Below are 22,264 nucleotides of genomic sequence, written 5' to 3'. Positions count from 1 at the left end.
GCCGTAGGGGAGGCGACGCCGTAGGGGAGGCGACGCCGTAGGGGAGAGGGGCCCGGCACACCTGGTGTGCCGGGCCCCTCTCCCATAGGAGCGCAGGTCAGACGGTCTCGGCGACCTTCGGTGCCTCGTCCGTGGGCTGCGGCTTCGGCTCCGGTCCGGCCCCCCGGAGCGCCACCTCCTTGACGAGGAAGGCGAGGACGAAGCCGATGACGGCGACCGCCGAGCCGACCAGGAAGGCGGAGTGCGTGCCGGCGGAGACCGCGTGCTGGTACGCCTCGCGCAGCGCCTCGGGCAGCTTGGCCAGGGAGGCCGCGTCGAGCTGGGCGGACTGCTGGGTCAGTTCCGAGCCGCCGCGCGCCGCCATCTCGTCCTGGACGCGGCTCGTGAAGAGCGCGCCCATGATCGCGACACCGAAGGAGGAGCCGAGGGTACGGAAGAGGGTGGTCGCGGAGGAGGCGACGCCCATGTCCTTCATCTCGACGCTGTTCTGCGCGACGAGCATCGTGATCTGCATCAGGAAGCCCATGCCGGCGCCGAGCACCGCCATGTAGATCCCCGAAGTGAGGCGGGAGGTGCCGGTGTCCATCTGCGCGAGCAGGAACAGGCCGATCACCATCAGCGCCGTACCGATGATCGGGAAGATCTTGTACTTGCCGCTGTTGGTGGTGATCCGGCCGGAGACGAGCGAGACGACCATCATCGACAGCAGCATCGGCAGGAGCAGCAGGCCGGAGTTGGTGGCCGAGGCGCCCTGCACGGACTGCTGGAAGAGCGGCAGGAAGAGGACCGCGCCGAACATCACGAAGCCGGTGAGGAAGCCGATCACCGACATGAGGGTGAAGTTGCGGCTCCGGAAGATGTGCAGCGGCACGACCGGGTCACTGGCGCGGGTCTCGGCCCAGAGGAAGGCGGCGAGCGCGGCGACACCGGCGACCGAGAGACCGACGATGGTCGCGGAACCCCAGGCGTACTCCGTACCGCCCCAGGTGGTGACCAGGACGATCGCGGTGATGCCGACGGTCAGCAGCCCTGCGCCGAGGAAGTCGATCCGGGTGGAGCGGTCGCGCTCCTTCTTGGGCAGGTGGAGCACGGCGGTGACCATCGCGAGGGCGACGGCGCCGAGCGGCAGGTTGATGTAGAAGGACCAGCGCCAGCCCCAGTGGTCGGTGATGGTGCCGCCGACCAGCGGTCCGCCGATCATGGCGAGCGCCATGACGCCGGCCATCATGCCCTGGTACTTGCCGCGCTCACGGGGCGGGATCAGGTCGCCGATGATCGCCATGACGCCGACCATCAGACCGCCGGCACCGAGGCCCTGTACGGCCCGGAAGCCGATGAGCTGGCCCATGTCCTGGGCCATGCCGCTGAGCGCCGAGCCGATCACGAAGATCACGATCGAGGTGAGGAAGACACCCTTGCGGCCGAACATGTCGCCGAGCTTGCCCCAGATGGGAGTGGAGGCGGCGGTGGCCAGGGTGTAGGCGGTGACGACCCATGAGAGGTGCTCCAGGCCGCCGAGCTCGCCGACGATCGTCGGCATCGCGGTGCCGATGATCATGTTGTCGAGCATCGCGAGCAGCATCGCGATCATGAGGGCGAGGAGGACGACGCGGACGCTGCGCGGCTGCTCAGCCTCTCCCTCCCCGGGTGTCCTGACTGATTCGGTCGTCGCCATGCTTCCGCTCCCCACAACCCTTCGGGCACTTACTTGCCGCCCGGCTAGTTACTACACTTGGGACGGTAGACCTGTAACTAGCCGGTCGTCAAGTAAGTATTGAGTGTGTGGGAGCGGACCATGGCCAGAGGCAACACACGGCAGCGCATCCAGGACGTGGCCCTCGAACTCTTCGCGGAGCAGGGCTACGAGAAGACCTCACTGCGCGAGATCGCCGAGCACCTCGATGTCACCAAGGCCGCGCTGTACTACCACTTCAAGACCAAGGAAGACATCATCATCGGCATCTTCCAGGACCTCACCAGGCCCGTGGACGAGCTGATCGCATGGGCGCGGGAGCAGCCGCGCACGCTGGAGGTCAGGGAGGAGATCCTGCGCCGCTACCAGGAATCCCTGATCAGCGCGGCCCCACTGTTCCGCTTCATGCAGGAGAACCAGGCGGCCGTCCGCGAGCTGAGCATCGGCCTGACCTTCAAGGAGCGGATGATCGAGCTGAGCGGCCTGATCCAGGAGCCGGACTTCGCCGTGATCGACCGGGTGCGCTGCGTGAGCGCGATCTTCACCCTGCACGCGGGGATGTTCTTCATGGACAACGTCGAGGGCGACCCCGAGGAGAAGCGTGAAGCCGTCCTCGAGGTCGCCCTCGATCTGATCACCCAGGCGCACGGCGCGCGGTGAGGCGTTCTTCAGGTCAGATGGAGACGCCCATCGAACGCAGGAACGCGGCCGGGTTGAGCGCGGAGCCGTAGTTCGGGGTCGTACGGATCTCGAAGTGCAGGTGCGGGCCGGAGGAGTTGCCGGTGTTGCCCGAGAGGGCGATCTTCTGGCCGGCGCCGACCTTCTGGCCGATGTGCACGTTGATCTTCGACAGGTGGGCGTACTGCGAGTACTTGCCGTTGGCGTGCTTGACGACGATGGCGTTGCCGTACGCGGGGCCGTCGCCGCCGCCGTTCGGGCCGGCCTTCACGACGGTGCCGGCGCCGGCGGCCTTGACCGGGGTACCGACCGGAACGGCGAAGTCCTGGCCGGAGTGCTTGTGGGCCCACATGGCGCCGCCCTGGTTGAAGCTGGCGGTCAGGGTGTAGCCACCGACCGGCTTGACCCAGGAGGGGGCCTTCTTGGCGGCGACCGGAGCGGCCTTCGCGGCCTTCGCGACGGCGACCTTCTTGGCGGCGGCCTGCTTGGCGACGGCGGCCTTGACGGCGGCCTGGGCCTGGGCATCGGCCTGCGCGGCGACGACAGTGGACGCACCGGTCGCGGCAGTCGCGATGGTGGCGGCCTTGCCCTCGGCGGCGAAGGCAGACCCTGCTCCGGCCACCAGCGACGCTCCCAGGCCGGCGGTGGCAAGGGCGACGGCGGTGATACGGGCGGGGTTCATGACGCGCTTCGACATACGGGGGAAAACCTCCGGACAGAACGGGACCCGACGCGATCGCTGCGCCGGGCGGGCTGTTGCTCATCCTTGGTAACCCGGACCCCCATCCGGCGTAAACCACCCCATCTACGACATTGCGTCGTAGCGATCCCCTGGGATGTTCGGGTCTTGACGACCCGGGACACCCCTGCCTGAAATCGGACAAAGCGGCACAAGAGAAACGGTTTATGCGCACGTCGGACCTGCACCGATCGGACCGACAGGCCGCTTCTCGTACGGTTCGGGCCCCCTAGGGACGAAAGTCCCGGCGTCCTGGCCCTGAACGTCCCGAATCGACCGCAAACGCCATCACTATTCCGGTTAGTACCCCTCGAAACGCCTGTGCGCCTTGTCACGGCGCGCCCGCCCCCATTGCGACCTGGGTCACGCAACCAAGGCCGTTTCGATCACGTCCCGCACTACGCTGACGACGTCGCGAACCACCGGGGGGACACCAATGGATCCGTCACTCATCGGCACCCGCCTCGCCGCGTCGGCGATGGGCCCGATCCTGAAGAAACTCCTGGTCAGCGACGGTCCAGGCGCGGGCCTTCCGGGCGCGGCCCGGCGCATCCGGCTCTCCGGGCTCGTCTCCTTCCGCGGCGAGAAGCGCACGCTCACGGAGAAGGACGTCCGCAAGCTCGCCGCCACCCTCGTCGAACGAGCCGTGGCGGGCCCCGGCGAGCCCCCGTTCCCCACCGACGAGACCGAGGCGCTCACCGACGCCCTGGCCGCGACGCTCCTCGCCCTCGGCGACCTCGACATGGACGACGTCCAGGCGGTCCACCTCGGCGCCCCGGCCCTCGCCCGCAGCCTGCGCGCGGCGGCCCCGGCCCCGGACGGCCTGTCGACGGACTCCGTCCACTTCCTCCGCTCGCTCACCGAGTGGGCCTGCCTGCACATCCTGGAGTTCTTCACCCAGCGCTCCACGTTCGTGGCCCGCACGCTCGTGGAGCAGACCCGCGGCCAGCAGGAGCTGACCGCCAAGGTCGACGAGGTCATCCGCCGTACGCCTCGGGTGGACGCACGGGACGCGGAGTTCGAGCGGCGCTACCTGGCGTACGTTGCGAAGAAGCACGGCGGCCTCACGATCTACGGGGTGGACCTGGAGGGCGCGCCGGAGAAGTGGCCGCTGGACGTGGCGTATCTGTCGCTGGAGGCGACGGGGGCGGGGCCGGGTCCGTGGATCGCATCGGGCGCCCGGCCCGGGACATGGCTCCAGGAGCCGGACGAAACGGCGTCGGCGGCGGCGCCGATCGGCCTGTGGCTGGAGTTCGGCCAGGCAATTGCCGTCCCCACCTTCGGCACGCGGATGGGCCACGCCGTGACGGGCGGCCCCGCCGACCAGGCCCTCGCCCAGCAGGAGAAGGTGCTGCTGCGCGGCCTCGCCGGCTCCGGGAAGACGACGCTCGTCCAGTGGCTGGCCGTCTCGGCCACCCGCGAGGACCTCGCGGACGAGATGGCGTACCTCCGCGACCGGATCCCCTTCGTCCTCCCCCTCCGTACCCTCACCCGCCACGGCGAGCGGCTCCCCGCCCCCGACCGCTTCCTCTCCGCCGTCGACTGCCCGCTCTCCCCGCCCGAGGGCTGGGCCGACCGGGTCCTCGCCGCCGGACGCGGCCTGGTCCTCGTCGACGGCATCGACGAGATCCCCGAGGCCGAACGCGACCGCGCCCGCCGCTGGCTCCGCGACCTCCTCGACTCCTACGACGGCAACCGCTGGCTCGTGACCTCCCGCCCCACCGCCGTACGCGACGACTGGCTGGCGTCGGACGGCTTCACCGAGCTCAGCCTCGCCCCCATGTCCACCGCCGAGGTCGGCACCTTCGTCCGCCGATGGCACCAGGCCGCCGGGCCGGAGGCCGCACCGTACGAGCAGCCCCTCCTCGACGCCCTGCGGACCAACTCCGACGTCGCCCAGCTCGCCACCAACCCCCTCATGTGCGGTCTGATCTGCGCCCTGCACCGCAGCCGCCGCGGCTTCCTGCCGCGCGGCCGCAAGGCGCTGTACGACGCGGCACTCTCGATGCTGCTCTCGCGCCGGGACCGCGAGCGGGACATGGGCACGCCGTACGGGATCGAGCTGGGCGAGGCGCCCCAGATCCAGCTGATCCAGCGGATCGCGTACTGGCTGACACTCAACGGCCGGACGACGATGGACCGTTCGCACGCGGAGTCGGTCGTACGCGAGGCGGTGCCCGCGATCACGGAGGCGGCCGGGGTCGACCCCAGCGTGGTCTTCACGCACCTGCTCCACCGCAGCGGGCTGCTGCGCGAACCGACGGCGGACACGATCGACTTCGTCCACCGCACCTTCCAGGACTACCTGGCGGCGAAGGCCCTGGTGGACCGCTGGGACATCGGCGTCCTCGTCCGGCACGCGGCGGACGACCAGTGGGAGGACGTCATCCGCATGGCCGTCGGCCACGCGCGCCCGCGCGAGTGCGCGGAGATCCTCGAGGAGTTGCTGCGCGCGGTCGACGCGGCGCCGGACCGGCGTACCCAACTGCGGATCCTGGTGGTGGCGGCGACGGCGCTCGACCACGCGACGGAGGTGGCACCGGAGGTCCGGGCACGGATCCTGGCGCGGACGGCGGCGGTCATTCCGCCGAGCGGCTCGGAGGAAGCACGAGAGCTGGCGTCGGTGGGGCGGGCGGTCCTCGACCTGCTGCCCGGGCCAGAGGGCCTGGACGACAAGGCTGCACGGGCTGTGGTGATCACGGCGACCCACATCACGGACGACGCGGCGCTGCCGTACCTCGCCCGGTTCACGCGCCACGCAAGCCTGCAGGTCCGCTCCCAGCTCATGTGGGGATGGACCCGGTTCGACTCCTCGACGTACGCCGACGAGATCATCGCCCGGCTGGACCCGTCGAATCTCAACTTCACCGTCATGTCCGACGAACACGCCGCCGAGATCGTGCGCCTCGGGCTGCGTCCCGAGCGCCTCGAACTCCGCGGGCGCCTCACCCCTCACGGAGTGGCGCTGCTGAGCGATGTGCTCGGCAGTGCGAGGAGCCTCGCGGTTCACGGTGCGATCGGCCAGATCCCGGAGTCCTTCCCGGTCGGCAACGAGTTGGCTGCTCTCACTCTGTCCACATACCCGGAAGGAGGTTTCGACGTTCTCCGTCGTCTGACCGGCCTCAGAGAGCTCACGTTCACCCGAGCCCTCGGCGTGACCGCGGAAGACTGGCGGGCGCTGGCCGAACTCAGCACGCTCACGCTGCTCTCGGTGCCGAGTACGGCCATGCGGGACGTACCGGACTCGCTACGGCTGCCGGTCACCGTCCTCGACGTGGACTGCACCGCATCCGCCGTGTCCCTCGAAGCGATCGGTCGCGCCTTCCCGGATCTGGAACGGCTCTTCATCTGGGACAGAGAACCCCACCAGGTCTACGACCTCACTCCCCTGGCGCCCCTGGAACGGCTCATCTACGTCTCCGCCGCCGGCGCCCAGTTCACCGGCACCGAACACCTCCGCCCCACCGTCGAACTCGTCACATGACCTGACCGCCCCCACCCGCCCCAGGTACGTTCGCGACCATGACCGACATCCAGCTCGCCGACGCCATCGAGTCCGTACGCGATCAGCTGATCGAGGCCGCCGGCCGCGCCACCGGGAAGCCCGTGGCCTTCGAAGTGGGGGACATCGAGATGGAGTTCACGATCGAACTCCGCAAGGAGGTCAAGGGCGGGGGCAAGGTCAAGGCCTGGGTCGTCGAGGCCGGGGCCGACGCCACCCGGGCGCGCGGCGAGACGCACCGTGTCTCCTTCACCCTCAAGCCGCGCGACGCCACCACGAACGGGCCCTGGCTCGTCGGCAACGACGACGCCGGTGACACCTCCGACTTCGGGACGGGGCCCGCGCTTCGATGACCACGCACTCCCGTCCCACCTTGCGGGCCGCCGTCGTCGTCCGTTCCGAGACGCACGGCACCCAGGGCAGCGGCGTCCTGCTCACCACCGAGACCGTTCTCACCAGCGCCCATGTCCTGCGGACCGCACACTCGGCCTGGGTGTCCTTACCCGGCAGGAGCACGTCCGTCCTCTGCCAGGTGGTCTGGTCGGACCAGCGGCTCGACGCGGCGCTCCTGCAGGCTCGGGAGAGTCTGACCGGTACGCGTGGCTACCGCACCGAGATCGGCCGGGTGGCCACCGACCGGCCCGTGGCCGGCTGCGAGATCCTCGGGTTCCCGCGGGTCCAGCGGTACGAAAGCGGCCGCAAGCTGGAGAGCGACCAGTACCGGGGCACCCTGCTCCCCCTCGCCGGGCTCATCCGCCGCACGATGGTCGTCGAGCTCGACGCGCCCCCGGCCACCGAGCCCAGCGACGGAGGTTCGCCACTCGCCGGGCTCTCCGGCGGGCCTGTCTTCGCCGGTGCCGAGCTCCTCGGGATCGTGCGCGAGGTGCCGCGGGGCCGTGGGCACCGGCGCGTCGAGTGCGTGCCGCTGAGCGCCCTCGCCGCCGACGCCGACTTCCTCGTCGCCTACACCCAGGCCACCGGCCACGGCTTCCCCTCGCTCGTCGCCCTCACCCACCACACATCGACCGACGCGCCGTACGAGCAGGAGTACGGAGAGGCCGTCGCCGCCGCCTACCGCCGCACCCGGATCTTCGGCCTCGACGAACTCGGCCGCCGGGCCGCCGAATGGGACCTGGACACCGCCTACCTGTCCCTGGAGGCCAGCTCCCGGGACACGTCCGCCGCCCCCGTCCCCCAGCGCATCGACGACCTCCTCGGCTCGCGCCCCCGCGTCCTTCTCCGCGGCGACGCGGGCGCGGGGAAGACCACCCTGGTCTGGTGGCTCGCCGCCCACGCGGCCGCCGGGACCCTCGGCCCGCAACTCGCCGAGCTGAACGGCCTCGTACCGTTCGTCGTCCCCCTCAGGGCGCTGCGCGCCCGGGGCACCGGCTTCCCCTCCCCCGCCGAACTCCCGGGCGCCGCGGGCCTGATGGTCGACACGGCGCCCGACGGCTGGGCCGGCCGTGTCCTGGCGGAGGGCCGGGCGCTGCTGCTCGTCGACGGTCTCGACGAGGTGCCCCACGAGGACCGCGAGGCCGTCCGCGCCTGGCTGTCGGGGCTCCTCGCCCGCTACCCCCGTACCCGCTGCGTGGCGACCGTACGGCCCCTCGCCGTCGAGGTGGACTGGCTCGACGCGGAGGACTTCGAGGAGCTCACCCTGCTCCCCCTGCGGGACCAGGACATCCAAGCCTTCGTCACCGCCTGGCACGATGCCGCACGCCTCGACGCCGACGCCGAGTCCCTCGACGGCCTCGGCCACCTCGAACGCGACCTGCTCCAGCAGTTCCGGCAGAACCCGACCCTGGCCGACCTGGCCCGCACGCCGCTGCTGTGCGCGGTGATCTGCGCCCTCCACCGGCTACGGGAGGGGTTCCTGCCCGAGACCCGCTGGGCGCTCTACGACTCCGCCCTGCGCCTCCTCCTCGGCAGCCGCGACGACCGGCGCCGGATCGACGCCCCCGACGGCATCCACATGTCTGTGGAAGAGCACCAGCAGCTCCTCCAACGCCTTGCGGCCTGGCTCGTCCGGGGCGGGCAGACGGAGTTCACCCGGGAACAGGCGCTGCACCAGCTGCACCGGACGCTGCCGGGGATGCCGCGCGTCGCGGCCCAGGGCACGCCCGAGGAGATCCTCACGCACCTCCTCAACCGCACCGGCCTGCTCCATGAACGGACCGACTCCGTCTTCCAGTTCGCGCACCGCACGTTCCAGGACTTCCTGGCGGCCAAGGAGTTCGTCGAGGACGACCTCATCCCGGAACTCCTGCGCCACGCGCGCGAGCAGCAGTGGCACGACGTCCTGCTCCTCGCGGCCGGCCACTGCTCGCGCCGCGAGCTGCCCGTCCTGGTGGAGGGGCTGCTCGCGGCCGGCTCGGGGAGCCGGGACAAGGACCTGAAGACGACCCTGTACGTGCTGGCCGCCCTGTGCGCCCAGCACGCGGCCTGGCTCTCGGAGTCGCTCCACGCGCGCGTGCGGAACGCGGTGGCCTCGGTCCTGCCCCCTCGGCGCCCCGACCAGCTGAGGGCGCTCGCCCGGCTGGGGGCCTTCGTCCTTCCCCTGCTGCCCGGCCCCACGGTGTCGGACACGGAGGGGGCCGACGCGACGCTCGTCCTGATCTGTGAGATCGGCGGCGCGGCGGCCCTCCCCTACGCCCGCGCCTACGCCGACGCCAGGCACACCTTCCGGCTGTCCATCAGCTGGTCGAACTTCCCGGCGGAGGAGTACGCGCGCGAGGTCCTGGCCCGCCTCCCGCTCGACAGGTACAGCCTCTTCGTCTCGGACCGGGACCAGCTCGCGCAGATCCCGCTGCTGCGGCACGCACCCGACCTGATCCTCCAGGGCGAACTCGCCCCGGAGGAGCTCACGGCCGCTCTCCACGGCCACGCCCTGCGCGGGCTCACCCTCGCCGACAACCCCCGGCTGACGGACCTCTCGCTGCTCGCGCGCTTCGCAACCACACTCGACGCCCTGGCGGTGCAGCGGTGCGCGGGGCTGACGGACCTCACGGCCCTGGAGGGTCTCGACCGTGTGCACACCCTGCTGCTCGACGGCGTCCCGCTGGGCGCCACCGAGCTGAAGGTGATCGCCAGGCTGCCACTCCTGCGCCACCTCACGCTACGGCCCCTCCCGGACGTGACCCGGCTGAACCTGGCCCCGCTGCACTCCCTCACCGAGCTCGAAGTGAAGATCGAGGGCCTCGCCAAACGCCAGGTCCTCGGCCGTACCCCCTTCGGTGACCGGCTCACCCTGAACCGCCTCACCCTGAAGCCCTGACGTCCGTTCCCGAGCCTGGCTGCCCGCTCGTCCTGGCCCGTGCCCACGCCAAAAGGGGCGGCCCCGGACTCTTCCGAGTCCGGGGCCGCCCCTGTCACGCGATCGAACGCCTACGCGTCCTTCGAGAGGTTGGGGCCCGCTCCGCCCGTCGCCTGCTCGATCGGCGGGACGTCCGGCAGGGCCGACTTCTCCTCGCCGCGGAAGGTGAACTTCTTCTCCTCACCCTCGCCCTCGGTGTCCACGACCACGATGTGACCGGGACGCAGCTCGCCGAAGAGGATCTTCTCGGAGAGCGAGTCCTCGACCTCGCGCTGAATCGTCCGGCGCAGCGGCCGGGCGCCCATGACCGGGTCGTAACCCTTCTTGGCGAGCAGCTCCTTCGCGGACTGGGAGAGCTCGATGCCCATGTCCCGGTCCTTCAGGCGCTCGTCCACCCGGCTGATCATCAGGTCGACGATCTGCAGGATGTCGGCCTCGGTGAGCTGCGGGAAGACGATGATGTCGTCCACACGGTTCAGGAACTCCGGGCGGAAGTGCTGCTTCAGCTCGTCGCTGACCTTCGCCTTCATCCGCTCGTAGTTGGACTTCGTGTCGCCCTGGGCCGCGAAGCCCAGGTTGAAGCCCTTCGAGATGTCCCGGGTCCCGAGGTTGGTCGTCATGATGATGACCGTGTTCTTGAAGTCCACGACCCGGCCCTGGGAGTCGGTCAGTCGACCGTCCTCCAGGATCTGGAGAAGGGAATTGAAGATATCGGGGTGGGCCTTCTCGACCTCGTCGAAGAGGACGACGGAGAACGGCTTACGGCGCACCTTCTCGGTGAGCTGGCCGCCCTCTTCGTAGCCCACGTATCCGGGGGGAGAACCGAAGAGACGCGAAACCGTGTGCTTCTCGCTGAACTCCGACATGTCGAGGGAGATCATCGCGTCCTCGTCGCCGAAGAGGAATTCGGCGAGAGCCTTGGACAGCTCGGTCTTACCGACACCGGACGGGCCGGCGAAGATGAACGAGCCACCGGGACGCTTCGGGTCCTTCAGACCGGCTCGCGTACGACGGATCGCCCGCGAGAGGCCGATGACGGCGTCCTTCTGACCGATGACGCGCTTGTGGAGCTCGTCCTCCATGCGGAGCAGACGCGAGGACTCCTCCTCGGTCAGCTTGAAGACCGGGATGCCGGTGGCGGTCGCGAGGACCTCGGCGATCAGCTCGCCGTCGACCTCGGCGACGACGTCCATGTCGCCGGCCTTCCACTCCTTCTCCCGCTTGGTCTTCGCCGCCAGCAGCTGCTTCTCCTTGTCACGGAGAGACGCCGCCTTCTCGAAGTCCTGGGAGTCGATCGCGGACTCCTTGTCCCGGCGGACACCGGCGATCTTCTCGTCGAACTCGCGGAGGTCCGGCGGCGCGGTCATCCGGCGGATACGCATCCGGGAACCGGCCTCGTCGATCAGGTCGATCGCCTTGTCCGGCAGGAAGCGGTCCGAGATGTACCGGTCGGCCAGGGTCGCGGCCTGGACGAGGGCCTCGTCCGTGATGGAGACCCGGTGGTGGGCCTCGTACCGGTCGCGCAGACCCTTGAGGATCTCGATCGTGTGCGGCAGCGACGGCTCCGCGACCTGGATGGGCTGGAAGCGGCGCTCGAGGGCCGCGTCCTTCTCCAGGTACTTGCGGTACTCGTCCAGCGTGGTCGCACCGATGGTCTGGAGCTCACCACGGGCCAGCATCGGCTTGAGGATGCTGGCGGCGTCGATCGCGCCCTCGGCGGCACCCGCACCCACCAGGGTGTGGAGCTCGTCGATGAACAGGATGATGTCGCCGCGGGTGCGGATCTCCTTGAGGACCTTCTTCAGGCGCTCCTCGAAGTCACCGCGGTAGCGGGAGCCGGCGACCAGCGCGCCGAGGTCCAGGGTGTAGAGGTGCTTGTCCTTGAGGGTCTCGGGCACCTCGCCCTTGACGATGGCCTGCGCCAGGCCCTCGACGACGGCGGTCTTGCCGACGCCGGGCTCGCCGATGAGAACCGGGTTGTTCTTCGTACGGCGGGACAGCACCTGCATGACCCGCTCGATCTCCTTCTCGCGCCCGATGACCGGGTCGAGCTTGGATTCGCGGGCCGCCTGGGTGAGGTTGCGGCCGAACTGGTCGAGGACCAGGGACGTCGAGGGGGTGCCCTCGGCAGGACCGCCGGCCGTGGCGGCTTCCTTGCCCTGGTATCCGGAGAGCAGCTGGATGACCTGCTGCCGCACCCGGTTGAGATCGGCGCCCAGCTTCACGAGGACCTGGGCGGCGACGCCCTCGCCCTCGCGGATCAGGCCGAGCAGGATGTGCTCGGTGCCGATGTAGTTGTGGCCGAGCTGGAGGGCCTCGCGGAGCGACAGCTCCAGGACCTTCTTGGCACGCGGGGTGAAGGGGATGTGGCCGGACGGGGCCTGCTGCCCCTGTCCGATGATCTCCTCAACCTGCTGGCGGACCGCCTCGAGCGAAATCCCGAGGCTCTCCAGGGCCTTAGCGGCGACACCCTCACCCTCGTGGATAAGGCCCAGGAGGATGTGCTCGGTGCCGATGTAGTTGTGGTTGAGCATCCGGGCTTCTTCCTGAGCCAGGACGACAACCCGCCGCGCGCGGTCGGTGAACCTCTCGAACATCGTTAATCGCTCCTCAGAGCGGTCAGTCAGTTAGGGGTCGATCCCCTCCCTGTCCTTCCGCAGCTTAGTCCCGCAAGCGGGGACCGCTCATTCCAACTGCCGACATCCGTCCGGATCACCCCCTCTCAAGCGGGGAGACCTGCTGCCGAACAGCCGACAAATGCTCCAACCCGATGGTGCGAGACGATGTTCCCGCAGGCCAAGCAGTTACCCCCGCCATCTGTACGCCGATGGCGAACGTGAGACGCCAAAGCCCGCAAGTCGTCCCTCCTCACTAGGAATGTCTTACCCGTAAGCACTGACACTCCATGCAGCACACCCCCGTTCCCTCCGCTACGGGCGAACATCCTTGCGCTCTCGAATGCACCCGTACGCCCCCATCATGGACACTCTGTGCACTGGATCAAGGACGCTGAGTCATCACGGGCGTAACCAACCGGCACTCGCGGGAGTTCCCCGGACATGGCCCTCACCGTCCCGCTGCCCCGCTCGCCGATCGACGGCGGCCTGATGCGGTGGTACGAACGCGAACTCGGCTGGGCGGCCGTGGAAGGCCCGCCGGTGCAGCTGGTCACAGGGGTGCGCTTCGACGTCCTGGAGCTGCCCGTCGCGGCCGGCCGGGCGGTCCTGCGCAGGATGGGCCCGGCGACCGGGCCGGTGGCCCTCATGGGGCGCAGAATGCGGCTGCTGACGGCCGCGGGGAGCGCGGAGGAGCTGCCGGGGCTGCTCGACTGGCTCGAATGGGGCGGGATCTCACTGGATCTCGTCGCCCTGGGCGCGGGCGGCCGGATGACCGCTCCCATTCCCCCAGGACGGAGCGGTTCCGGCGCGCCGGGCGCCGCGGTGTGGCTGCGGGCTCCCGAGCCCGGTCGGGCCGGGGGCGGCGGCTCGCTGCCCGCGCTGCGGGCCGCCATGCGGGGCGATGCGGGCGCCCCCTGTCTCGCACGGCTCGTGGCCACCGCGGCCGCGGAGTGCCATCGGGTGCGGCTGCTGAGTGCGCGCCCTCGCGGATCGGCGCCTCAGCAGCTGGCGCCTCAGCGGTTCGCGTCCTCGTAGGCCGCCTTGATCTCCGCGGGAACACGGCCGCGGTCGTTCACGCTGTATCCGTTCTCCTTGGCCCACGCGCGGATCTTCGCGGTGTCCGGGCTGCCACCGGCGGCGACGCGACCCTTGCCACGCGTACCGGCGCTGCGGCCACCGGTGCGACGGCCGCTCTTGGTGTACGGCTCGAGCAGGCCGCGGAGCTTGTCCGCGTTGGCGGTGGTGAGGTCGATCTCGTAGGTCTTGCCGTCCAGCGCGAACGTCACGGTCTCGTCCGCCTCGACACCGTCGAGGTCATCGACAAGAAGGACCTGAACCTTCTGTGCCACCGGATTTCCTTTCATCGAAAATGCAGTACGCGGAAAGGAAACCGCTTTTCCCGGAAAAACACAAACCCCTGGCAGAGGTTCAGAAGCCCGGCAACGCGGGAAACGTGCGCGATTCGGACATAGGGCTCCCGTACGCTCGGCACGATCACAGATGCAGAAGCATCCGGCTGTTGCCCAAGGTGTTCGGCTTCACTCGTTCGAGACCGAGGAACTCGGCGACGCCCTCGTCATAGGAACGCAGGAGCTCGCTGTAGACATCTCCGTCGACCGGAGTCTCACCGATCTCGACGAAGCCGTGCTTCGCGAAGAAGTCGACTTCGAAGGTCAGGCAGAATACCCGGCGCACACCGAGCCATCGGGCGGTGTGCAGCAACTTGTCGAGCACGTGATGTCCGACGCCCGCGCCCTTGAACTCCGGATCGACCGCGAGAGTACGTACTTCCGCGAGGTCTTCCCACATCACGTGGAGTGCGCCGCAGCCGACCACCTCGGCGTCCTCGTCGCGTTCGGCCACCCAGAACTCCTGGATGTCCTCGTAAAGCGTCACCGTCGCTTTGTCGAGCAGGATGCCGCGGCCGACGTACGGGTCGACAAGGCGGCGGACCGCGGCGACATCACTGGTGCGGGCACGGCGAACGGTGACGGCTTTTGAAGCGGTGGAGGACGACGACATGGGGGGACGTTATCGCCCCTCGTCGGCCGTACCGCCGTCGCCCTCGCCGGTGGTCCGCTCCCCGGCGCTCTCCGCCGGTGGGGCGGGGGCCTCGGGGACGTTGTGCCCGACGATGCGGATCGCGTCGCTGAGGGCCTCCCGCTGCTCGCTCGACATCATGCCGAAGAAGGCGACGAGCGCGGAGGCGGGGTTGTCGCTCTGGGACCAGGCTTCGTTCATCAGTGCGGCCGAGTAGGCGGCGCGGGTGGAGACCGCGGTATATCGATAGGCACGGCCGTCGACTTCCCTGCGTACCCAGCCCTTCTGATGGAGATTGTCCATTACCGTCATGACGGTGGTGTAGGCGATGGACCGTTCCTGCTGGAGATCCTCCAGGACTTCCCGGACGGTCACCGGGCGGTTCCATTGCCAGACGCGTGTCATGACGGCGTCTTCGAGCTCTCCCAATTGGCGGGGCACAACTGCCACCTTAGTCAAGCGAACCGGGAATGGCTGGTTATTGGCGGAGGAAACGCAACAAAAAGGACGTACGACAGGAAAACTGTCGTACGTCCTCGATGCGGGTGGGACTAGGAGGCGCTGCTGCCGTCCGCCTGACGGGCGGCCTCGGCGCGGGCGAGGGCGGCGTCCACGGCCGCGTCCTCCTTGGCCTTGTTGGGACCGCCCTGGCTCTTCACGATCGTGACGACGAGGCAGATGAAGAACGTGGCCATCACGATGGGGGGCAGGAGCGCGGATACGTAGTCCATGCCGACCAGGGTAGCTATCCGGCGACGCGTTCCTCGGGCGGGGGCGGCGGTACGGGGCGCCGGCGCGGCGGGAACACCTCGGAGGGCTTGGGGGCCGGGCGCTTGATCGGGGCGGGCGGCTTCGGGGTGGACGGTTTGGGCTCGTCGGCGGCGCGGCCGCCGGGGAGGGCGAGCAGTCGGGTGCGGGGCGCGGAGGCCACGGCCTGGGAGACGCGGGCGAGGCGGGCACGCACGGAACGTTCGGCGAGGACCTGGCAGCGCTCCAGGAGGCCGGCGGCCCGGGGATGGGACCGGAGGGTGCGCAGGGCGGAGAGGTCGTCGGCGGCGGGGTCGTAGCCGGCGGCGAGGGCGTCCTGGAGGAGCTCCAGATAGCCCGGGAGCGAGCCGGGCAGGGCCTCGCGGTAGCGGGTCAGGTCGGCGAGGAGGAAGGCGCGCAGCCGGCCGGCCTCGCGGACGGCGTCGTCCACGGATTCGGCGAGGCGCAGGCAGTCCTGGACGTCCTCGTCCTGAAGGGGGGCAGGGTTGAGGGCGGTGGCAAGGGCGCGTCGGAGCACACGCAGCTCGTCCGCACTGAACGCCATGCCGCCGCGGGATCCGTATGGCGTGGGCATGCGGTGACGATACGCGCTAATCGGACAAATTTCGTTTACCGATCATCCCCCGGCGCGTTGCCCTTGGGCGGGCGGCGGACCGGGGCGGGGGTGGTGGGGCTCGGTGGGGCTCGGTGGGGCTCGTCGCACGGGTACGGGCCGGTGGGTGGGGCGGCCGGCCCTGGGGGCGGCGCGGGTCCGTCGCAACGGTGCGGGCCGGTGGGTGGGGCGGCCGGCCCTGGGGGCGGCGCGGGTCCATCGCACGGGTGAAGCCCGGTCGGTGGGCGGCCGGCCCTTGGGACGGCGCGGGTCCGTCGCAACGGTGCGGCCCGGTGGGTGGGGGCGGCCGGCCCTTGGGACGGCGCGGGTCCATCGCACGGGTGAAGCCCGGTCGGTGGGCGGCCGGCCCTTGGGGCGGCGCGGGTCCATCGCACGGGTGAAGCCCGGTCGGTGGGCGGCCGGCCCTTGGGGCGGCGCGGGTCCATCGCACGGGTGAAGCCCGGTCGGTGGGCGGCCGGCCCTTGGGACGGCGCGGGCTCGTCGGTGGACCGGGCGGGGGCGGCGGGGCCCGTCGCACGGGTGCGGGCCGGTGCCGGGGCCGGTGGCGCGGGCTTGGTGGTGCGAGAGACCGCGGCGGTGGGCGGCGGGGGCTCGTCGCACGGGTGCGGAGCCGTGGGTCCGGGGGCGCGGGTGGTGGCCGTTGCGGTTCTCGTGGGCGAGTGTGCCCGGCGCGCCGGGGCCGGCCTCGTCGCCGGTGGGTGGACGCCGCGAGGCCGCGGGCCGGGGCGCTCGGGCCCCGGCCGGGAGCCGGTTACATGCGGGAGACGTTGCGTTCGTAGACCAGCCGGAGGCCGATCAGCGTCAGCCAGGGCTCGTGCTCGTCGATCTCCTTGGAGTCGGCGAGGACCATCGGGGCCAGGCCGCCCGTCGCGATCACCGTGACGTCGGACGGGTCGCCGTCCGCGCCGACCAGTTCGCGCTTCATCCGGGACACCACGCCGTCGACCTGGCCCGCGTACCCGTAGACGATGCCCGACTGCATCGCCTCGACCGTGTTCTTGCCGATCACGCTGCGCGGACGGGCCAGCTCGATCTTGCGGAGCATCGCGCCCTTCACGCCCAGCGCGTCCACCGAGATCTCGATGCCCGGCGCGATCGCCCCGCCCGCGTACTCGCCGCGCGCCGTGACCGCGTCGTACGTCGTCGCCGTGCCGAAGTCGACCACGATCGCCGGGCCCCCGTAGAGCTCGACCGCCGCCGCCGAGTTGACGATGCGGTCCGCGCCGACCTCCTTGGGGTTGTCCGTCAGGACCGGGACGCCCGTCTTGATGCCGGGCTCCACCAGGACCGCCGGGACGTCGCCGTAGTACCGCCGCGTCACCTCGCGCAGCTCGTGCAGCACCGACGGGACGGTCGAGCAGATCGCGATGCCGCCGATGCCGTCACCGAGCTCCACCCCCAGCAGCGGGTGCATGCCCATCAGGCCCTGGAGCAGGACCGCCAGCTCGTCGGCGGTGCGGCGCGGGTCCGTGGAGATGCGCCAGTGCTCGACGATCTCCTCGCCGTCGAAGAGGCCGAGGACCGTCTGCGTGTTGCCGACGTCGATGGTGAGGAGCATCAGACCGCCGCCTCGAAGGCGTCGCGCAGGTCGAGGCCGATGTCGAGGATCGGGGACGAGTGGGTGAGCCCGCCGACCGCGAGGTAGTCCACGCCGGTCGCCGCGTACGCCGCCGCGTTCTCGAGCGTGAGACGGCCGGAGGACTCCAGGACGGCGCGGCCGGCGACCAGGGCGACGGCCTCCTCGGTCTCCAGGGGGGTGAAGTTGTCGAGCAGGATCAGGTCGGCGCCCGCGTCCAGGACCTCGCGGACCTGGTGCAGCGTGTCGACCTCGACCTCGATCGGCACGTCCGGGAACTGCTCCCGTACGGCCTTGAACGCCTGCGCCACACCGCCGGCGGCGACCACATGGTTGTCCTTCACCAGCGCCGCGTCCGACAGCGACATCCGGTGGTTGACGCCGCCGCCGCAGCGCACCGCGTACTTCTCCAGCGCGCGCAGGCCCGGCGTGGTCTTGCGGGTGTCGCGGACCCGGGCCTCGGTGCCCTCCAGGACGTCGGCCCACGCGCGCGTGGCGGTGGCGATGCCGGAGAGGCGGCACAGGATGTTCAGCGCGCTGCGCTCGCCGGTGAGCAGGTCGCGCGTGCGGGTGGTGACCGAGAGCAGCTTCTGGCCGGCCTCGACGCGCTCGCCGTCCTCGACGTGCCGCTCGACCTCGAAGGTCTCCGTGCAGACGATGGACAGCACCGCCTCGGCGACCCGCAGACCGGCCACGACGCCCGCCTCGCGGGCGGTGAAGTCGGCGGTGGCGATGGCGTCCTCGGGGACGGTCGCGACGGTCGTCACGTCCACACCGCCGTCGAGGTCCTCCTCGATCGCCAGGTGGGCGATGTCCTCGACCTGGACCGGGTCGAGCCCGGCGTCGGCGAGCAGCTGGGCGAGCGCGGGGTCGAGGCCGCACTCGTACACCTCGTCGCCCTCGGCGCAGCCGCAGCCGTCACCGCAGCCGCCCGCGCTCTCGGCGGGGGCGCTGATCTGGATCAGGGGTACGTCCACGGGCTCGGGACGGTGTTCCTCTGGCGTGCTCACGGTTGCGGCTCCCTGGGGGCTTCGGGGGTGACGGAGGGAAAGTCTGCGGTGGCGGTACGGCGGACCACGAGCCGCCGGTCCGAGGTGAGGCGCACGATCAGATGGCGCTGCCAGTCCTCGTCGCGCTCGGGGTGGTCCTCGCGCCAGTGGCAGCCGCGGGTCTCCTCGCGCTCCCGGGCGGCGGTGACCAGCACGCGGGCGACGCACAGGAGGTTCGTCGTCTCCCAGGACTCGACGCCCGGCTCGGCCGCCTTGCCCGGGTGGTCGTCGGTCGCCGTGAGGCTCAACGCCTCCAGGGCGTCGGCGGCGTCCGCGAGGCTCGCGGCGGACCGCAGCACTCCGGCGTTCGCGCTCATGGTCCGCTGGACGCGGGTCCGGGTCTCGGGGGCGAGCAGCGGCAGCACGGACGAGGTGGTGGACACGACCGGCAGGCCGTCGCGGTGCGGGCCGAGCGTGGCGATGTCCTCGGCGATGCGCTCGGCGAAGACCAGGCCCTCAAGGAGCGAGTTCGAGGCGAGCCGGTTGGCGCCGTGGACGCCCGTGCAGGCCACCTCACCGCACGCGTAGAGGCCCGGGACGGTGGTCCGGCCCGTCAGGTCGGTGCGGACGCCGCCGGAGGCGTAGTGGGCCGCCGGGGCGACCGGGATCGGCTCGGTGACCGGGTCGATGCCGTGGGCCCGGCAGGCGGCCAGGATGGTGGGGAACCGGTTCTCCCACATCTCGGCGCCGAAGTGGCGGGCGTCCAGGTACATGTGCTCGGCGCCCTGCTCCTGCATCCGGCGCATGATCGCCTTGGCGACGATGTCGCGGGGGGCGAGCTCGGCCAGCTCGTGCTGCCCGAGCATGAACCGGACCCCGTCGGCGTCGACGAGATGGGCGCCCTCGCCCCGTACCGCCTCGGAGACCAGCGGCTGCTGGCCCTCGGAGCCGGCGCCGAGGAAGAGCACGGTGGGGTGGAACTGGACGAACTCGAGGTCGGACACCTCGGCCCCGGCGCGCAGGGCGAGCGCGACACCGTCGCCGGTGGAGACGGCCGGGTTGGTGGTGGCCGAGAAGACCTGGCCCATGCCGCCGGTGGCGAGGACGACGGCGGGGGCGTGGACGGCGCCGACGCCGTCGTGCTGGCCCTCGCCCATGACGTGCAGGGTGACGCCCGCCGTGCGGCCCTCGTCGTCGGTGAGGAGGTCCAGGACGAGGGCGTGCTCGATGGTGCGCAGACCCCGGTCCCGTATCGCCTCGACGAGGGCGCGGGAGATCTCGAGGCCTGTGGCGTCGCCGCCGGCGTGAGCGATCCGGCGGCGGTGGTGGCCGCCCTCGCGGGTCAGCGCGATCTTGCCGTCGGCGGTCTTGTCGAAGTCGGCGCCGGTGGCGATCAGCCGGCGGACGGCGTCCGGGCCCTCGGTGACGAGGAGCCGTACGGCCTCGGCGTCGCAGAGCCCGGCGCCTGCCACCAGGGTGTCGTCGAGGTGCTGCTCGGGGGTGTCGCCGTCGCCGAGCGCGGCGGCGATGCCGCCCTGCGCCCAGCGGGTGGAGCCGTCGTCCAGGCGGGCCTTGGTGACGACGACCGTGCGCAGTCCGGCGGCGGTGCAGCGCAGGGCCGCGGTCAGCCCCGCGACGCCGGATCCGACCACGACGACATCGGCGTCGATGGACCAGCCCGGCGCGGGCGCCTGCAGCCGTATTCCGGTCACTTGGTGGCTCCGAACGTCAGCGGGATGTTGTCGATCAGCCGCGTCCTGCCCACGCGCGCGGCGACGGCGAGGATCGCCTCGCCCTCGTGGTCGTCGGCGACCTCGGTGAAGTCGGCCGGGTCGACCAGGGCCAGGTAGTCGAGGGTGAGCGGCGGCTCGGCCTTCGCCGCCTCGTCGAGGACGGCGCGGGCCGCGGCCCGTACGGCTTCGGCTCCGTTGCCCTCGGTCGCCTGGGCCACCGCGTGGGCGTCGGCCGCGGCGCGGGCCTCCCCGAGCCGGGAGAGCGCCTCGGCGCGGGTCTCGGCCCGGTTCTGCGCGCCGGGCAGCGAGTCGGCACGCGCGCGCAGCGCGTGCTGGGCGGCGAGCCGGTCGCCGGCGGCGAACAGGGCCCCGGAAAGGGCGAGGGCGGTGCGGCGCTCACCGGCGGAGAGGTACCGGTTACGGCTGGACAGGGCGAGCCCGTCGCCCTCGCGGACGGTCGGCACGCCGACGATCTCGACCGGGAAGTTCAGGTCGCGGGCCATCCGGCGGATCAGGGCCAGCTGCTGCGCGTCCTTCTGGCCGAACAGCGCCAGGTCCGGGCGGGTGAGGTGGAGCAGCTTGGCGACGACGGTGAGCATCCCGTCGAAGTGGCCGGGCCGGGAGGCGCCTTCGAGGCGCTCACCCATGGGTCCCGCGCTGATGCGGACCTGGGGCTCCCCGCCGGGATAGACCTCGTCGACGGCGGGTGCGAAGACCGTGTCGGCGCCGGCCGCCTCGGCGGTCGTGAGGTCGGCGTCCAGCGTGCGGGGGTAGCGGTCGAGGTCCTCGCCCGCACCGAACTGGAGCGGGTTGACGAAGACGGTGACGACGACGAACCCGTCGGGTCCCACGTACTCGCGGGCGGTGCGCACGAGGGTGGCGTGGCCCTCATGGAGGGCGCCCATCGTCATGACGACGGCGGTACGGCTGTTTTCGGCCGCGTGGGGACGTGCCGCGGAGGAAGCGGCGGCCCGGGCGGCGGAGGCCCGGCGTGCCACCAGCGTGTGCAGTTCGTCCGCCGTGCGGACCAGTGCGAACGACGTCGTCGGCGACGTGGACGACGTGGACCTCATCGGGTCTCCCCCTCTGCGAGCACGCCCAGCAGATCCTCGGCCAGCTCGGGCTTGAGCAGGCCGTGCGCGAGCGCCCGGTCCGCGGTCGTACGGGCCATCGCCAGATAGCCGGCGACGGTGCCGGGCGCGTGCTTGCGCAGCTCGGCGACGTGGGCGGCGACCGTGCCGGCGTCACCGCGCGCGACGGGGCCGGTGAGCGCGGCGTCGCCCGAGCGCAGGGCGTTGTCCAGGGCGGCGCCCAGGAGGGGGCCGAGCATCCGGTCCGGGGCGGCGACCCCGGCCGTCCGGAGCAGCTCCATCGACTGGGCGACCAGGGTGACCAGATGGTTCGCGCCGAGGGCGAGGGCCGCGTGGTAGAGCGGGCGGGCCTCCTCCTCGATCCACTCGGGCTCGCCGCCCATCTCGATGACCAGGGCCTCGGCGGCGAGCCGCAGCTCCACGGGCGCGGTCACCCCGAAGGAACAGCCGGCCAGCCGCTGGACGTCGACGGAGGACCCGGTGAAGGTCATGGCGGGGTGCAGGGCGAGCGGCAGCGCGCCGGCCCGCCGCGCGGGGTCCAGGACCTGCACTCCGTACCGCCCGGAGGTGTGCACGAGCAGCTGCCCGGACCGTACGGCCCCGGTCTCCGCGAGACCCTCGACCAGGCCGGGCAGGGCGTCGTCGGGGACGGTCAGGAGCACCAGATCGGCGTGGGCGAGCACCTGGGCGGGCGACATGATCGGCACGTCGGGGAGCAGGGTGGCGGCGCGGCGCACGGACGCGTCGGAGACCGCGGAGACCGCGACGGGGCGGTGTCCCGCGAGCTGGAGAGCGGCGGCGAGGGCGGGTCCCACGCGGCCGGCTCCGACGACTCCTACGGTGAGTCGCGCGGGTCGGTCTTCCGCTCGGGGTTCTGCTGGTTGGTTCACGCGGCAACGGCCTTCCGTTCC

Annotated in this window: 18 protein-coding genes; 5 read left to right on the top strand and 13 right to left on the bottom strand. The window is 71.3% G+C overall.

Annotation, left to right across the window (positions count from 1 at the left end; translation table 11 throughout):
* Positions 1–97 precede the first annotated feature (97 nt).
* Positions 98–1,675 carry an MDR family MFS transporter gene (locus ACZ561_RS23835; RefSeq protein WP_470998452.1) on the bottom strand — a complete coding sequence of 526 codons (1,578 nt, stop codon included), beginning with the start codon at positions 1,673–1,675 and terminating at the stop codon, positions 98–100.
* 120 nt (positions 1,676–1,795) lie between these two features.
* Between ACZ561_RS23835 and ACZ561_RS23830 the strand changes: the two genes are divergently transcribed.
* Positions 1,796–2,353, top strand: a complete 558-nt coding sequence (locus tag ACZ561_RS23830; RefSeq protein ID WP_470998449.1) for a TetR/AcrR family transcriptional regulator — start codon at positions 1,796–1,798, stop codon at positions 2,351–2,353.
* 13 nt (positions 2,354–2,366) lie between these two features.
* Here ACZ561_RS23830 and ACZ561_RS23825 read toward each other — a convergent pair whose 3' ends face one another.
* Entirely contained in the window at positions 2,367–3,068 is a 702-nt protein-coding gene (locus ACZ561_RS23825; protein ID WP_470998446.1) for a M23 family metallopeptidase, read from the bottom strand.
* Positions 3,069–3,546: 478 nt separating this feature from the next.
* Between ACZ561_RS23825 and ACZ561_RS23820 the strand changes: the two genes are divergently transcribed.
* From ACZ561_RS23820 to ACZ561_RS23810, 3 genes are read left to right on the top strand one after another with little or no spacing between them, the layout of a single operon-like run.
* The gene (locus tag ACZ561_RS23820) at positions 3,547–6,594 is read left to right on the top strand and encodes an NACHT domain-containing protein (RefSeq protein ID WP_470998443.1); all 3,048 of its coding nucleotides are present in this window, start codon (positions 3,547–3,549) and stop codon (positions 6,592–6,594) included.
* 38 nt (positions 6,595–6,632) lie between these two features.
* Positions 6,633–6,965 carry a trypco2 family protein gene (locus ACZ561_RS23815; RefSeq protein WP_470998440.1) on the top strand — a complete coding sequence of 111 codons (333 nt, stop codon included), beginning with the start codon at positions 6,633–6,635 and terminating at the stop codon, positions 6,963–6,965.
* Complete coding sequence (locus ACZ561_RS23810) at positions 6,962–9,886, top strand: NACHT domain-containing protein (RefSeq protein WP_470998437.1); 2,925 nt, start codon at positions 6,962–6,964, stop codon at positions 9,884–9,886. The genes ACZ561_RS23815 and ACZ561_RS23810 overlap by 4 nt, the downstream gene beginning before the upstream one ends.
* Positions 9,887–9,996: 110 nt before the next feature.
* On the opposite strand, the gene ACZ561_RS23805 is transcribed toward ACZ561_RS23810, so the two are convergent.
* Positions 9,997–12,522 (bottom strand): ATP-dependent Clp protease ATP-binding subunit, encoded by a 2,526-nt coding sequence (locus tag ACZ561_RS23805; RefSeq protein WP_376431017.1) that lies wholly within the window; start codon positions 12,520–12,522, stop codon positions 9,997–9,999.
* Between the two features lie 462 nt (positions 12,523–12,984).
* On the opposite strand from ACZ561_RS23805, the gene ACZ561_RS23800 reads away from it, so the two are divergent.
* Positions 12,985–13,578, top strand: coding sequence for an SCO3374 family protein (locus tag ACZ561_RS23800; RefSeq protein ID WP_470998433.1), 594 nt, complete (start codon positions 12,985–12,987; stop codon positions 13,576–13,578).
* Here the strand turns inward: ACZ561_RS23800 and ACZ561_RS23795 are convergent.
* From ACZ561_RS23795 to ACZ561_RS23750, 10 genes are all read right to left on the bottom strand, one after another.
* Positions 13,557–13,892, bottom strand: coding sequence for a histone-like nucleoid-structuring protein Lsr2 (locus ACZ561_RS23795; RefSeq protein WP_376431019.1), 336 nt, complete (start codon positions 13,890–13,892; stop codon positions 13,557–13,559). The two genes, ACZ561_RS23800 and ACZ561_RS23795, sit on opposite strands and share 22 nt — an antisense overlap.
* A 145-nt stretch (positions 13,893–14,037) precedes the next feature.
* A complete protein-coding gene (locus ACZ561_RS23790; RefSeq protein ID WP_376431020.1) occupies positions 14,038–14,565 on the bottom strand; it encodes an amino-acid N-acetyltransferase in 528 nt (175 codons plus the stop codon).
* A 9-nt stretch (positions 14,566–14,574) separates the two neighbouring features.
* Positions 14,575–15,024: a BlaI/MecI/CopY family transcriptional regulator gene (locus ACZ561_RS23785; protein WP_376431021.1), complete on the bottom strand. Its 450-nt coding sequence runs from the start codon at positions 15,022–15,024 to the stop codon at positions 14,575–14,577.
* A 110-nt stretch (positions 15,025–15,134) separates the two neighbouring features.
* Positions 15,135–15,314, bottom strand: coding sequence for a hypothetical protein (locus ACZ561_RS23780; protein WP_470998428.1), 180 nt, complete (start codon positions 15,312–15,314; stop codon positions 15,135–15,137).
* Positions 15,315–15,328: 14 nt separating this feature from the next.
* On the bottom strand, positions 15,329–15,895 hold the full coding sequence (locus ACZ561_RS23775) for a hypothetical protein (protein WP_470998597.1): 567 nt from the start codon (positions 15,893–15,895) through the stop codon (positions 15,329–15,331).
* Between the two features lie 820 nt (positions 15,896–16,715).
* Entirely contained in the window at positions 16,716–17,522 is an 807-nt protein-coding gene (locus tag ACZ561_RS23770) for a type III pantothenate kinase (protein WP_260228101.1), read from the bottom strand.
* Positions 17,522–18,550 (bottom strand): carboxylating nicotinate-nucleotide diphosphorylase, encoded by a 1,029-nt coding sequence (nadC, locus tag ACZ561_RS23765; protein ID WP_470998425.1) that lies wholly within the window; start codon positions 18,548–18,550, stop codon positions 17,522–17,524. The genes ACZ561_RS23770 and nadC overlap by 1 nt, the downstream gene beginning before the upstream one ends.
* Positions 18,547–20,241, bottom strand: coding sequence for an L-aspartate oxidase (locus ACZ561_RS23760; protein WP_470998422.1), 1,695 nt, complete (start codon positions 20,239–20,241; stop codon positions 18,547–18,549). The genes nadC and ACZ561_RS23760 overlap by 4 nt, the downstream gene beginning before the upstream one ends.
* The gene (gene panC, locus ACZ561_RS23755) at positions 20,238–21,335 is read right to left on the bottom strand and encodes a pantoate--beta-alanine ligase (protein ID WP_470998419.1); all 1,098 of its coding nucleotides are present in this window, start codon (positions 21,333–21,335) and stop codon (positions 20,238–20,240) included. Before panC ends, ACZ561_RS23760 begins: the two co-directional genes overlap by 4 nt.
* The gene (locus ACZ561_RS23750) at positions 21,332–22,243 is read right to left on the bottom strand and encodes a Rossmann-like and DUF2520 domain-containing protein (RefSeq protein WP_376431032.1); all 912 of its coding nucleotides are present in this window, start codon (positions 22,241–22,243) and stop codon (positions 21,332–21,334) included. Before ACZ561_RS23750 ends, panC begins: the two co-directional genes overlap by 4 nt.
* Positions 22,244–22,264: the final 21 nt, after the last annotated feature.

Source organism: Streptomyces sp. NPDC039609 (assembly GCF_055596705.1).
The sequence above is the reverse complement of the archived record's forward strand: the minus strand, read 5'-3'. Positions and strand labels throughout refer to the sequence as shown.

Excerpts from the sequence above, each read along its gene's own strand:
- panC (WP_470998419.1), bottom strand. The coding sequence starts at position 21,335 with ATGAGGTCCACGTCGTCCACGTCGCCGACGACGTCGTTCGCACTGGTC.
- ACZ561_RS23825 (WP_470998446.1), bottom strand. The coding sequence starts at position 3,068 with ATGTCGAAGCGCGTCATGAACCCCGCCCGTATCACCGCCGTCGCCCTT.
- ACZ561_RS23815 (WP_470998440.1), top strand. The coding sequence starts at position 6,633 with ATGACCGACATCCAGCTCGCCGACGCCATCGAGTCCGTACGCGATCAG.
- ACZ561_RS23775 (WP_470998597.1), bottom strand. The coding sequence starts at position 15,895 with ATGGCGTTCAGTGCGGACGAGCTGCGTGTGCTCCGACGCGCCCTTGCC.
- ACZ561_RS23810 (WP_470998437.1), top strand. The coding sequence starts at position 6,962 with ATGACCACGCACTCCCGTCCCACCTTGCGGGCCGCCGTCGTCGTCCGT.
- ACZ561_RS23820 (WP_470998443.1), top strand. The coding sequence starts at position 3,547 with ATGGATCCGTCACTCATCGGCACCCGCCTCGCCGCGTCGGCGATGGGC.
- ACZ561_RS23835 (WP_470998452.1), bottom strand. The coding sequence starts at position 1,675 with ATGGCGACGACCGAATCAGTCAGGACACCCGGGGAGGGAGAGGCTGAG.
- ACZ561_RS23830 (WP_470998449.1), top strand. The coding sequence starts at position 1,796 with ATGGCCAGAGGCAACACACGGCAGCGCATCCAGGACGTGGCCCTCGAA.
- ACZ561_RS23805 (WP_376431017.1), bottom strand. The coding sequence starts at position 12,522 with ATGTTCGAGAGGTTCACCGACCGCGCGCGGCGGGTTGTCGTCCTGGCT.
- ACZ561_RS23800 (WP_470998433.1), top strand. The coding sequence starts at position 12,985 with ATGGCCCTCACCGTCCCGCTGCCCCGCTCGCCGATCGACGGCGGCCTG.
- ACZ561_RS23770 (WP_260228101.1), bottom strand. The coding sequence starts at position 17,522 with ATGCTCCTCACCATCGACGTCGGCAACACGCAGACGGTCCTCGGCCTC.
- ACZ561_RS23780 (WP_470998428.1), bottom strand. The coding sequence starts at position 15,314 with ATGGACTACGTATCCGCGCTCCTGCCCCCCATCGTGATGGCCACGTTC.
- ACZ561_RS23790 (WP_376431020.1), bottom strand. The coding sequence starts at position 14,565 with ATGTCGTCGTCCTCCACCGCTTCAAAAGCCGTCACCGTTCGCCGTGCC.